14 protein-coding genes are annotated in these 12346 nt (G+C 52.6%); all 14 read right to left on the reverse strand.

Annotated features, from left to right (window positions below; translation table 11 throughout):
• Nucleotides 1-96: 96 nt before the first annotated feature.
• Nucleotides 97-1347, reverse strand: a complete 1251-nt coding sequence (locus VFG09_12385; GenBank protein ID HET6515952.1) for an ATP-binding protein — start codon at nt 1345-1347, stop codon at nt 97-99.
• Nucleotides 1344-2129 carry a prepilin peptidase gene (locus VFG09_12390; GenBank protein ID HET6515953.1) on the reverse strand — a complete coding sequence of 262 codons (786 nt, stop codon included), beginning with the start codon at nt 2127-2129 and terminating at the stop codon, nt 1344-1346. The genes VFG09_12385 and VFG09_12390 overlap by 4 nt, the downstream gene beginning before the upstream one ends.
• On the reverse strand, nt 2126-2440 hold the full coding sequence (locus VFG09_12395; GenBank protein ID HET6515954.1) for a hypothetical protein: 315 nt from the start codon (nt 2438-2440) through the stop codon (nt 2126-2128). The genes VFG09_12390 and VFG09_12395 overlap by 4 nt, the downstream gene beginning before the upstream one ends.
• 78 nt (nt 2441-2518) lie before the next feature.
• A complete protein-coding gene (gene recG / locus VFG09_12400; protein ID HET6515955.1) occupies nt 2519-4606 on the reverse strand; it encodes an ATP-dependent DNA helicase RecG in 2088 nt (695 codons plus the stop codon).
• 15 nt (nt 4607-4621) lie between these two features.
• Nucleotides 4622-5758 carry a transcription termination factor NusA gene (gene nusA, locus VFG09_12405; GenBank protein HET6515956.1) on the reverse strand — a complete coding sequence of 379 codons (1137 nt, stop codon included), beginning with the start codon at nt 5756-5758 and terminating at the stop codon, nt 4622-4624.
• 1 nt (nt 5759) lies between these two features.
• Nucleotides 5760-6260: a ribosome maturation factor RimP gene (gene rimP, locus VFG09_12410; protein HET6515957.1), complete on the reverse strand. Its 501-nt coding sequence runs from the start codon at nt 6258-6260 to the stop codon at nt 5760-5762.
• Nucleotides 6261-6364: 104 nt separating this feature from the next.
• Nucleotides 6365-6559: a hypothetical protein gene (locus VFG09_12415; GenBank protein ID HET6515958.1), complete on the reverse strand. Its 195-nt coding sequence runs from the start codon at nt 6557-6559 to the stop codon at nt 6365-6367.
• A 152-nt stretch (nt 6560-6711) separates the two neighbouring features.
• A complete protein-coding gene (locus VFG09_12420; protein HET6515959.1) occupies nt 6712-7368 on the reverse strand; it encodes an RNA ligase partner protein in 657 nt (218 codons plus the stop codon).
• Between the two features lie 6 nt (nt 7369-7374).
• A complete protein-coding gene (locus VFG09_12425; protein ID HET6515960.1) occupies nt 7375-8703 on the reverse strand; it encodes a tetratricopeptide repeat protein in 1329 nt (442 codons plus the stop codon).
• Between the two features lie 54 nt (nt 8704-8757).
• Nucleotides 8758-9093, reverse strand: a complete 336-nt coding sequence (gene rsfS, locus VFG09_12430; protein ID HET6515961.1) for a ribosome silencing factor — start codon at nt 9091-9093, stop codon at nt 8758-8760.
• Between the two features lie 17 nt (nt 9094-9110).
• A complete protein-coding gene (gene nadD / locus VFG09_12435) occupies nt 9111-9788 on the reverse strand; it encodes a nicotinate-nucleotide adenylyltransferase (protein HET6515962.1) in 678 nt (225 codons plus the stop codon).
• A gap of 35 nt (nt 9789-9823) precedes the next feature.
• Nucleotides 9824-10105, reverse strand: a complete 282-nt coding sequence (locus VFG09_12440) for a hypothetical protein (GenBank protein HET6515963.1) — start codon at nt 10103-10105, stop codon at nt 9824-9826.
• 19 nt (nt 10106-10124) lie between these two features.
• The gene (locus tag VFG09_12445) at nt 10125-12092 is read right to left on the reverse strand and encodes a helicase C-terminal domain-containing protein (protein HET6515964.1); all 1968 of its coding nucleotides are present in this window, start codon (nt 12090-12092) and stop codon (nt 10125-10127) included.
• 2 nt (nt 12093-12094) lie between these two features.
• A partial coding sequence (rmuC, locus tag VFG09_12450) for a DNA recombination protein RmuC (protein HET6515965.1) occupies nt 12095-12346 on the reverse strand: 252 nt, incomplete at its 5' end.

A 12346-nucleotide genomic window follows, 5' to 3' on the forward strand; every position in this document is an offset into this window, starting at 1 on the left:
AACAAGCTTGTCTGCTCACGCTGCCTGCCGGTTCTGATACACGGGGCGCATTGACAGAGGGCGAAGGACGAAGATGAAGAATGTCCTGCCTTCTTCCTAACCTTCGTCCTTTGTGCCCTTTATCGGCAGCCGAACCCGGAACGTCGTCCCCTTTTCACTGCTCTCTACGGTAATGGTACCCCGATGTGAAACCACGATCTTATGGACGATGGCAAGGCCCAATCCGGTCCCTCTGTCTTTTGTGGTGTAAAAGGGGAGAAAGATCTTATCCTTTATGGTATCAGGCACCCCGTGACCGGTGTCGGAAATCGTGATCTCAACAGAAATCCTGTCAGAGGAGAATCCGAAAGTCAGTTCGCCTCCATGGGGCATTGACTCGACGGCATTCTGGATAAGATTTGTGAATGCCTGCCTCAGGAGAATCTCATCGCCATAGATGGCAGGGATACCGCTGATACCGGAATTGACGGTGATGCCTTCCTGCCCGGAGGTAACGTTTTCAACACACGTCTTCAAAAGGGAGGCCACGTCCACGACCGTTACGTTCAATTCCGTCGGTCTGGCAAAGGACAGAAAGTCGGTGATGATCCTGTCCATAACCGCAATCTCTTTCGATACCGAATCTACAACGTGCGCCATGGAAGGGTCCATCTTTTTCGAGAGCAGTTTTGTATAGCCCGCGATCACGCCCATCGGGTTTCTGAGCTCGTGGGCAATGCCTGCCGCCATCTCTCCGAGACTCGACAGTCTCTCTCTTAACTCGGCCTGTGCTTCGAGGGCCTTCAGCTCCGTGAGGTCGGTAAATACGAGGATCTGCCCTATAGTCTCTTTCTTGGTATTCAGGAGCGGTGTTACCGTATAGCCGATATGGATCGCCTTGCCTGAGGGTGTGGTGTATTGGATGTCTTCTCTTCCCACGACTTTTCTGCTCTCGAGGATACTCCTGAGGGGGTCTCTGAAGACTTCCCCGTAGCTCTTTCCAATTACATCCTCTGCCCTGATCGAAAGGATCTTCTCGGCAGAGGAATTGACCTTGGTCACAATGAGAGCGCTGTCGAGGCTTATGACGCCGCTCGGCACGGACTGAAGGATATATTCGTTGTACGTCTCAAAGACATCTGCCCGTTCCTCAGCCTTCTTATGGAGGGCCGCGAGTTCCTTCTCCTTTTCCTTGAGCTTAACGACAAGCTCATGGAACGTGTCGACAACAAAGGAGACCTGTGACCCTTCCTTCTTTTCGAGAACATCCCTGTTCCTCCTGATCTTCGTCACCAAACGAAAGAGGAGGAGCATGATGAAGATACCGAGAAAGAGAAGGACAGAAATAGAAAAGACCCTTTCGTTCATCGATGGAGATAAAAAACCATGATCTCCTGGCCAACAAAGAGCGTCAGGATTGCCCCGGCCGCGAGAAAAGGGCCAAAGGGGAGTTTTGCCTTTCTCCCCGTGCCCGTAAGGACCATGACAAGTATGCCGACGATGGAGCCGATGAGACTCCCGGCAAAGGTTGTGAGAAGGATCGCCTTCCAGCCCATAAAGGCCCCGACCATGGCCATCATCTTTACGTCTCCCATACCCATGGCTTCCTGCCTGAGGATCAGCTGACTGACGAAGGCAATAAAGTAGAAGAGCCCTCCTCCTGCCAAGAGACCGATCATCCCCTCCTTGAAGCCGAGCGTTGCGTTGACCGCAAAGGGGTCCGGGAAGACCAGGGAACTCGCCACGAGACCGACGACAATCCCCGGCAGGGTTATGACATTCGGGATAATCTGAAAGTCAATATCTATAAAGGTTATGACGATCATGGACGAACAGAAGGCGAAGAGAAAAGGGGTCTGCCATCCAAGTCCGTAACGCCACACCGCACTGATATACATGAGGGCGTTGAGCGTCTCTACGAGGGGGTAGCGCAGAGGGATCTTCCCTGAGCAATACCGGCACCTTCCTCCGAGGATGAAGAAACTGATGATCGGTATGTTGTCATAGACCTTGATGGTCGTGCCGCAGGACGGACACCGTGAAGAAGGGCTGACAACGGACAGGCCCCTCGGGATCCTGTAAATACAGACATTCAGGAAAGAGCCGATGATGGCGCCTAAGAGGAACGTGAGGATAAAGATCACCGTCATACTTCCAACCTGCTGATCTCCGCTGCCCTCTTCTTCACATCTTCAATATCAGCGTCCATCCTTTCAAGATTCCTGAGCGCCTCGAGGATCGCCGCGTCCCTGAGTATCCGTTTGTCAGGCCCGTTTTTCAATTCGTAGACCCTCTCTCCGATGACCTTCATCAGACCTGCCCTTTTTCTTTCCATCTCTGCCGACTGGTAAAGGAGTCTCACGAGAGAAATCTCTATCTTCATCCTGTCGTTCAGCAGGGATGAGAACCATTTAATCTTTCCGACCCCCGAATCAAGATTGTCCTTAACCCTTTGCCACATTCCTCCCTCTCCTTCGCTTTTTACCTTTTGCCGGAGCGTCTCCCTCCGTCCCCGTTCATAACCACGTCCAGCCTTTCATCAGCCTGTTTTGAAGATCTCGACCTTCCCTGCCCAGAACTTCTCCACGGTCTTCTTTAAGTGAGGTTCGTTCCTGAACTCAGGATCAGTGCCTACGAGCGTGAATGCCTCTTTCCGTGCGGCCTCAAGAAGCTGTACATCGCGGGCAATGTTTGCATTCTTCAGGTCGGGGACACCCGACTGCTTTGTTCCGAAGAACTCACCCGGACCCCTGATGTCGAGGTCTTCTTCGGCGATCCGGAATCCGTCGTTGCTCTTCGTCATAACGCCGAGTCTCCTCCTTGCGTCGTCGCCATAGGGCTCATAGGCGAGCAAGAAACAGTACGACTGGCCGGCCCCTCTGCCGACCCTCCCTCTCAGCTGATGAAGCTGAGAGAGGCCAAAGCGCTCTGCGTGGACAACGAGCATCATCGTCGCGTTGGGGACATCAACCCCCACTTCAATCACTGTCGTGCTGACAAGGATATTAATCCCTCGCCCCTGAAAAGCAGCCATCACCGCTTCTCTTTCGGCAGTCTTCATCTTACCATGAATGATCGCCGTCCTGAAATCGGGAAATATCTTCTCAAGCGCCGTTTTGCCTGCTATGGCAGATTTGAGGTCCGAGTTTTCCGATTCCTCGATCATGGGGTAGACTACGTAGATCTGACGTCCCTTTTTCACCTCTGACGAGATCGCTTCATATATGAGGGGCTTCTGACCGCTGGTGAAAAGCCTCGTTATGACAGGATTCCGGTTGGGAGGAAGCTCGTCTATGACCGAATAGTCCAGGTCTCCATAGATCGTCATCGCAAGGGTCCTCGGTATAGGGGTTGCAGTCATGACCAGGACATGGGGATTATGGGCCTTTTTTCTCAGGGCAGCCCGCTGGAGCACTCCAAAGCGGTGCTGCTCATCAATAACGATAAGACCCAGTTTCCTGAACTGCACCCCTTCCTGGATCAGGGCATGGGTTCCGATGACGAGGTCCCTCTCCTCTGATCCCGGCTCCCCGGGCTTCTCTTTTTTCCCGCCCGTGAGGAGCGTGATTCTGAGTCCCAGGTCCTTCAGGAGGCGTTGAATGTTGATGTAATGTTGCTCAGCAAGTATCTCGGTCGGCGCCATGAGAGCCGCCTGACACCCGCACTCGACGGCCCTCAGCATCGTCAGGAGGGCAACGATCGTCTTGCCGCAGCCCACGTCTCCCTGGAGTAACCTGTTCATGGGAAAGGGCTGCTTCATATCATAGAGAATCTCCTGAAATACCCTCTGCTGTGCAGCAGTGAGTTCAAAGGGAAGTCTCTTCATGAGTTTCTCAGTCAGCGGACCGCCGGCGGTAAAAGCGATTCCCGGCAGTCTACTCTCGCCGCGCTTTATGATGGCAATCCCGATCTCGAGATGAAAGAACTCATCAAAGGACAGCCTCCGGTGGAAGGCCGTAACACCTCTGTTAAGCTCGTCCATATCGGTGTCGGCCTGCGGGAAATGGCCGTTCAGGATGCTCTCTCTTAACCCGGGGAGGGAATTCCTCGACCGTATTTCCTCGGGAAGGGAATCGACCATCTTCTCAAGACAGGTGTTCAGAATATGGTACAGAAGCGAACGCAAGACCCTCAAGCTCAAACCTGCAGTGGTCCTGTATATCGGGACGATCCTCGATGTATGGACCATGTTTTCCGCGTCGTCGTCGAGAAACTCGTACTCTGGCTTATCGATTTCGAATCCGCGGCCCCGATACGGATTCTGTTTCACGATCCCGCTCAGGATCAGTTCCTGTCCCACGGTGAAAAGCCTCTTCATGAAAGGCTGGTTGAACCACTTCCCCTTCAGGAGCCCTGTCCCGTCAGAGATGACGAGCTCAAAGATCGCGAATCTGCTCCTAGGGAGACGGACGACGTCCATCGAGATAATCCTGCCGACTGCCGTCTCCATGGCGCCGCAGGTCAGCTCATGGATTTTCTTTATGTTTCTCCTGTCTTCGTAGCGGTAGGGGAGATAATAGAGGGCATCACGGACAGTGCTGATCTTGAGTCGACCTAACAACCTCGCCCTCTGGGGGCCGACGCCCTTTATATACTGGATCGGGATTTCTGAAGGGTCCCTATCCATCAGCAGGGGTAAGGGTCACCCCTGGTGATGTTCCGGATTTTTGGGCTCAAGGCCCTGCTTCAGCGATTCCTTCTTTGCGGCCTCCTGCATGGTCTTATCGATCTCATCCATACGCATCTTTGAGTATTCAGACTCACTGATAATATCGATGTCCCATCCTGTGAGCTTCATCGCGAGTTTCACATTCTGTCCCCTCTTGCCGATGGCGAGAGAGAGCTGCTGGTCATTGACGATCACCATCGCGGTCTTTTCTTCCTCATTGATTCCGATCTTGTCCACGGTGGCAGGGCTGAGCGCCCGTGAAAGGAGTATCCTTGCGTCATCGGTCCAGGGGATAATGTCGATCCTTTCTCCGCGGAGCTCGCGCACGATGGACTGGACCCTTGTCCCTTTCATGCCGACACAGGCGCCCACCGGGTCAATCGTCGAATCCGTTGAGTAGACAGCTATCTTTGTCCTTTCCCCGGGCTCACGGACAACATTCTTAATGACGACAAGCCCCTCCGAAATCTCCGGCACCTCCATCTTGAAGAGCTCGACAACGAAGTTCGGATTCGTCCTTGAGAGCTGTATCATCGGTCCCTTCGGCGTGATCCTTACATCCTCGATATAGACCCTGACGGTATCTCCCCTCTTGAGGTTTTCCCCTGCAAGGGTGTCTTTCTGCGGGAGTACCGCCTCGGTCTTTCCGATATTCAGGTAGTAGAATCCCTTTTCTTTTCGCATGACGAGTCCGCTGAGAACATGGCCGACCTTATTCTTGAATTCAGCATAAATGACATCCCGCTCCGCTTCCCGGACGCGCTGCAAAATGACCTGCTTCGCCGTCTGAGCCGCTATACGCCCAAAGTCCTGGAGATGAATCGGAAACTCGACCTCGTCACCAAGAGCCTTATCGGGGAATCTCACCTTTGCGTCTTCGACAGATATCTCCTCGTTCTTGTCAGCGACCTCTTCTACAATCCGTTTTATCTCAAAGACATCGATATTGCACGTTTTCGGATCGATCCTTAGATTGATATTTGTCCTGCCGCCATATTTCTTCCGCGCAGCCGAAAGCAATGCCGACTCGAGGGTCTTCAGAAGCGTCTCTCGTGATATGCCTTTCTCTCTGCTGATCTGTTCAACAATGAAACAGAGCTCTTTTGTCATCTCATCCTACCTCAATCTCGATCTGGGCTTTCGCTATCATGGCAAAGGGTATTTCAATTTCCTTCGTGCTGTCCTTTTTCCCGCTCAGGGAAAGCACTACGGAACCCTCGCGGACCTCCTGAAGCCTCCCCAGAAAAAAACTTTGCTTATCGATCATCCCTCTCGTAACGACCCTCAAAAGTTTCCCGAGATTCTTTCTGAAATCCTCCAGGGTCTTCAGCGGTCTGTCAATCCCCGGAGACGAAACCTCCAGTGAGTAAGGACCCCGTATCGGGTCTTCAACGTCCATAAGCCCTTCGAGGCTCCTGCTGAAGGTCTCACAGTCGTCGAGGGTGACGCCGCCTTCCTTATCAATGAAGACCTTGAGGGAAATCCTCCTTCCCTGTCCCACCAAGCGCACATCCACAACATGAAATCCCAGTTCACCGGCCACCTGGCCGGCAAGAACCCTGATCCTCTCCTCAACCCTTCTGTCCATATAGAAAACAAAAGAGTGGTTCAAACCACTCTTTCTTAGAAAATACCAATCTCTATAATAATAACTTCCTGACCAAAAAAAAGCAATATCAGGGGCGGACGGCCGCCCCCGATATCACGAAGCGGAAATTACTTTCCAGGAGCTGGAGCCGGAGCTGGTGCCGGTGCCGGTGCCGGAGCTGGTGCCGGTGCCTCAGCAGGCTTCGGGGCCTCCATAGGCTTCGGAGCCTCAGCAGGCTTCTCAGGAGCCTTCTGACAGCCGACAGCAAGGGCAAATGCTGCTATCAGCAACAATGAAAGTAACAGAGCTATGATCTTCTTCATCTACGTGTCACCTCCTTCCCATCGAAAGTAATCTTTAACCACAAATTTAATACCACGATAGGGACGGTAATGTCAAGAGAAAATTTGAATTCTTCTTCTCATATCTTCTGAGCTCCCCCTCAATGGTATTAAGGCTTATGCCCTCATCCGGTCTAGGTGCCTGAAAGAAAGGCTGTTCTCTTTATGGCTCCCGTCAGATACGCTTTAAACTTCTCGGGGAAAAGCCACTGGATCCCGAGTTTCTCGGCCCACTTTATGAGACCCTGATCAGCAGAAACGAGAAGGGCATTGAGCTCCATGGCGAGGAGAAGGAGATCAACATCCTCTTTGCTGTCGATGATACCTTCCCGCAGGGCCTCTCGATACTTCCTCCTCAAATCCGGGATAATCTCCTCAGGTTTCTTCTTTTCAGCAGCCCTGACCGAACTTTCGGCGACCCTGAGGCCGCGGTTGATCCGTTCTCTCATATCCTCGATCAGCTCATAGAGGAGGATCGCTGGGCACTTCAGTTCGTGTTTTTTGGGAGGCTTTTGATGGAGTATCACAAGGAGGTCCCCCGGGATCTTCTCTCTCTCGACAAAGTGGAGGAGTTCTTCGAAGATGGAAGGAGGCATGTAGAACTCAAGGATATGGATCTGGGCCGCCATAAAGAGGAACGTTTCGAGGGCTTCCGTCGGTGTGCTGCCGAGGCTCGTTCTCACATCAGGGTTGACGAAAAGGCTCGTATCGAGGACAACCCTCAGCGGCATTGAAGACCGATGTGTGACAGGTGACAGGTCCACAATTTTCTTCTCTGACTCGTCCCTCATCAGCAGTCACGCGTCTCTCTTTTGAGCCTCACAGGAGCCATAGAGATTAAAGCTGTATGAATTCCACGATCTGCAACTCGGACATCGTCCGGTCCACTCCTGCGAAGAAGCGCCACAGGCATTGCAACAGTAAAGCATCTTGAACGGTTTCTTTATATCGATCACCTTCCTGAACTCATCTACGGCCCTGTCCCATTGCTGGCGCCTGACATAGATGTTTCCGAGGAGCTGGTGCAGTATAGGGTAAGGGGAGCCGCCCGAGTCGAGGCCGGAGAGGGTCTCGAAGGCGTCATCGAGCATCTCGAGCCGGTAATAGAGCTTACCGAGGAAAAAACTGAGGGTCTGGTTCTGCGGTGACCGGGAAAGGGCGTTCTTATATAACCTGATAAGCCTCGCTGGTTCGCCAAGGTTGATGAGAAGGTCTTCGACCCTCGCCAGGATGATCATGGAAGAGGTCTGTTCAAATCCCTTTTCGAGAAAACTTATCACCTCTTCCGTATCTCCCTCCCTGACCATCACCTCAGCAAGGCCGAGATATGCAGGGATAAAATTCTTGTCGAGGCGGATGAGGGTCCTGAAGGCCTTCTTGGCCTTTTCATACTGCCCGTTTTCGAGACTGTACCGCCCCTGCTCATACTTGTACCCGAGGAGATTCTTCTGTTCTCTCTGGCGATCTCTTTCGTGATGTTCGGACTTTATCACCGTCTTCTGAAGGTCGATAATCTCATCCCACTCATCCTTCTTCTCCATGAAAGACCGCTTTATGTAGAGGGCGCTGAGATTATCGGGATCGGCGTCAAGGATCTCATCGAGATACAAGCGGGCATCGGGGATGCGGTTGGTCTTCTCCATGACCCTCACGAGAGAAAAGAGCACCTCAAGGTTCTGCGGCTGGATCTCTTTCGCCCTTTTGTAATACGTTATCGCCTTGGAGTAATCTTCACTCTCCACTGCGATGTCCCCGAGCCTCAGGATCGTGTCGAGGTGTCCGGGATCTTCCTGCAGTATCCCTTCAAGGGCCGCTTTTGCCTCTTCTCCATTATCCGCAAGGATAGCGTTCAGCGCCTTTGAATAGAGTTCCTGAACCTTCAGGTCCCTCTTCTGTTTCCGCTGGTACTGTCTCCCTTCAATGAACCGCTTTGTATCCCTGATAAAGAAGATAATGAGTGTCAGCGCAATCCCTGATGCCGACGAAAGGAGAATGAGTGCGATCTTCGGCATCTCATAGATCGTCTTCGGGGTGATGGTAAGGCTTACCGTCTCCTTGTTCAGGAGGGCAAAATATCCGAGGGCAACAAGGAAGACGACAACGATAAGGAGGGCAATCTTCCCCATCAGGACCGCGGCCCTGCCTTCCCCATCCAGCCTGGAACGACGGTATTTTCCATGTTATTTCCCGCCCTCACCTTCTATTGAGACCCGCGGCGCGTCGAGCCAGAGTTTTTCAAGCTCATAATAGTTTCTCGTTTCGTCTTCGAAGACATGAACAACAACATCACCAAAGTCAATGAGGGCCCATCGGGCAGAACGTATCCCTTCAACAGACAGGGGCTTTATTGATTTTTTCCGGAACTCGGCCTCGATTTGGTCGGTAATGGCCCTCACCTGGGTTGTGCTTTCACCGGAACAGATAACAAAGTAATCTGCAATGATGGTCAACCCTTTGAGCTCAAGGATTACGGTCTCCTGTGCCTTTTTCGCAAGTGCCGCCTTTGCGGCAAGCATGGCCTTATCGATACTTTCTAAAGGTCGTCACTCCCTTCGCGATAGAGATTATGTGAAATTATAAAAGATTCTACGGCATCTGGCAACAGGTATTTTATGCTTCTTCCGTGCCTCAGGAGGATTCTGATGGCCGTTGATGATATGGGAAAGGGTGTGACGCTCAGCATCACAACCTCTCTGCCGCTCTTCAGGCTTGTCTGAAAAAGATCAAGCCCCCCGGCGTCAAGGGAGGAAAAGACGCCTTCCTCAGCCGGTACTGTCGGGGCAAGTCTTGAGAAGGTGAACCCGGGCCTCGAGATTACAACGAAATTGGTGAGGGCCATGAGTCTCTCAGGCTTATACCATGAAGGGATGTCAAGAAAGGAATCGATGCCGACGATGAGGTAGAACGCTCTGTCGGGATAAAGGTTGCCGAGGGTCTCGATGGTGTTTACAGTATAGGACTTTCCCGGCCATCTCTCTTCGACGTCAGAGATCTCGAAAAAGGAGTTCCCTTCTATCGATATCTCTGTCATCTCGTATCTCAGGTCAGCAGGTGCAAGATCGCTGCTCTTGAGCGGAGGACTCGAGGAAGGGATGAAGAGTATCTTTTCGAAACCGAGTTTTTCTCTCACCTCTTCAGCGGCCCTGAGGTGTCCGTAATGAACAGGATTGAAGGTCCCGCCGAATATGCCGATCTTCTTGTCAATGCCCATGGACGGTGAAAATCAGCGTACCATACGGAGGCAAGTCATTCAATCCCCATCTTTTTCAGGGCCTCATCTCCTGATCCCTTCGTAGCCGGCGCTTCCTCAGGCAGGTAGAGCATCACGCCGCCCTTAACGGGCCTGAGGACGATCTTTCCCTCCTGCGCCAACCTGTTTGTTGCCTCGACAGGGTTTTCTCCCTCGAAATACTTCTTGAAGGCTTCGTTGAATCCGGAAAAGACCGTATGAATCCCCTTATACCCCTCCTTCCTCAGACTGACGATGGCCTTTCTTACAAACTCTTCGTGACTCATCTTTTCTGCCATGTTTCCCTCCTTAACGGTTTTATGGTATTGCCGAAACAGGATCCAAACGCTCTTTTCCCCGATCCTCACTCTTCAGTATACACGCTATGTCATCGAAAGATGCAGCTATTTTACATTCCGGAAGGGATTTAATAAACTGCGGGCCATAGCTTCTCGTCCTGACCCTTGAGTCCATGACCACGACAGCGCCCCTGTCCATCTTTGTCCTGATCAGTCTTCCGAAGCCCTGCTTGAGGAGTATCACGGCTTGGGGCACCTGGTAATGGGTAAAGGGGTTCTTGCCTTCCCTTTCAAGGGCCTCCATCCTCGCCTCGGTCACCGGCTCGTCAGGGACCGCGAAGGGCAGCTTTGTTATGACCACACATTGGAGATCATCACCGGGCACGTCTATCCCCTGCCAGAAGGTGTACGTGCCGAAGAGAACCGTATGTCTGTTCTTCCGAAAGGCTTGCATCAAACGGTAGTTATCCATGTCCCCCTGTTTGATAATCTCGATCCCCGGCACGTCGACTTCGTCGTATACCTTCATCATGAGATGGTAGCTCGTAAAGAGTACCAGTGTCCTGCCCTTCGTGACACCAAGGACCTCCCTTATTCCCCTCACAAGATCCTCCTCAAAGGAGTCCGATCCCGGTTCACCGATGCCGTCAGGTATACAGAGCACCGCCTGGCTATGATAGTCAAAAGGCGAACGGAGCAAGAGGGTGCGGGCATCGGGCAATCCCAGGCGTTCCTTTATATAGTCGAAGCTTCCCTGTGTCGTTAGCGTTGCGGATGTCAGGATCGCCGGCGAGATGACACCAAAAACCTGGTTTTTCATGATCGATGCAATGTCAAGGGGAGTCGCAACCACGCGGAGTCTCTTGCCGTCCCTCTCCGCCCAGTATACATGATCTTCCATCTCCTGATCCAGGATCGCCTGCAGCGAAAGGGAGAGGGCGTCGCTTCTCGAGGCCAGGGCGGTTATCTCCCTCTCCTCCTCTTCTCCCACGGCTGCTTCCTTCAGCATCTTCAGCTCATCCGCAAGACCTGCCAGTGTCTCTGAAAGATCATTTCGAATAAAATGCCTATCTCGAACCCTGAGGGTCGAAGAATCTCCGACCCTCTCCGACAGGAGGCAGAAAAATTGATCTCCCTGCATTCTGACCAGATTGAGGAGAGCGCAGAACTCGTTCCAGGCTGAGGGCTGCAACCAGGAGAGGCGCGAAAGCAGACCCTTTCCATGAGGGTTCAGAAGAGAATCGAGGAGATGTCTCAGACGGTAATTGGAAAATTCTACACCGAGATAATCGGCTGCCACGTCCTCAAGCTCATGTGCCTCGTCAAAAACGGCTGAGGTGAACTGAGGGATGACATTCCATCCCGACGCCACGTGCGCAAAGAAGAGATGGTGATTCGTGACCAGGATATGGGCCGACCGCTCCTTCATCTTCGCCTTCTGGTAAAGGCAGACGTCGAATTTCCTGCAGTCCTTTCCATAACAGAGATCGCTCTCGCGGCATACCTTCTGCCAGAGCCACTGAGGCACATCTATCTCCGACCTGATGCCCCCTGCGGTCTTCTTTGCCCAGACCCTGAGCCTGCTGATCATCTTCGCCCCGTCACCTTCGAACAACCCGTGGGTGTTCGCCTGCTCCAGTCTCCTGAGGCAGAGATAATTTTCACTGCCGAGACAGAGGGCAAAACGCAGGCCTCCAAAAACGTGTTCCCTGAGAAAGGGAAGTTCCTTTTCGATGAGCTGCCGCTGGAGCGTCTTTGTATACGTCGAGACAACGGCCCTCCGGCCTTCTTCAGACAAGACATGGCCGATAAGGGGGATCAGATAGGCAAGACTTTTTCCGACACCCGTCCCGGCCTCGACGATGAGGTCTTCTCCTTCATCGAGTGCGCCGTCAATCGCCTCTGACATCAGGAGTTGCTCAGGCCTGGGTTCATAGTCCGGGAATACCGAAGAGAGAAGACCGCTCGAGCCAAAATACCTGTCCACGGTCACTCCGAATCGGCCGCCAGGAAATCAAGTCTTCTCGGCGTCTGGTCTATCTGTTCAAGAGTCGCTATCTCTTCAGCGCCCGCAACCCCGAGTTCCTTGAACTTCCTGATGGAAGGGAGGATCCGGGATTCCATCGAACCCACAGCCCTGTTGTATGAGCCGATGGCCTTTTCGAGATGGGAACCGAGACTCTCAAAATGTTTGGCAAGGGTGCTCATCCTCTCATAGAGTTCCTTGCCGAGAATACTCAC

The sequence above is a fragment of the Thermodesulfovibrionales bacterium genome (genome assembly GCA_035686305.1).
GTDB lineage: Bacteria > Nitrospirota > Thermodesulfovibrionia > Thermodesulfovibrionales > UBA9159 > DASRZP01.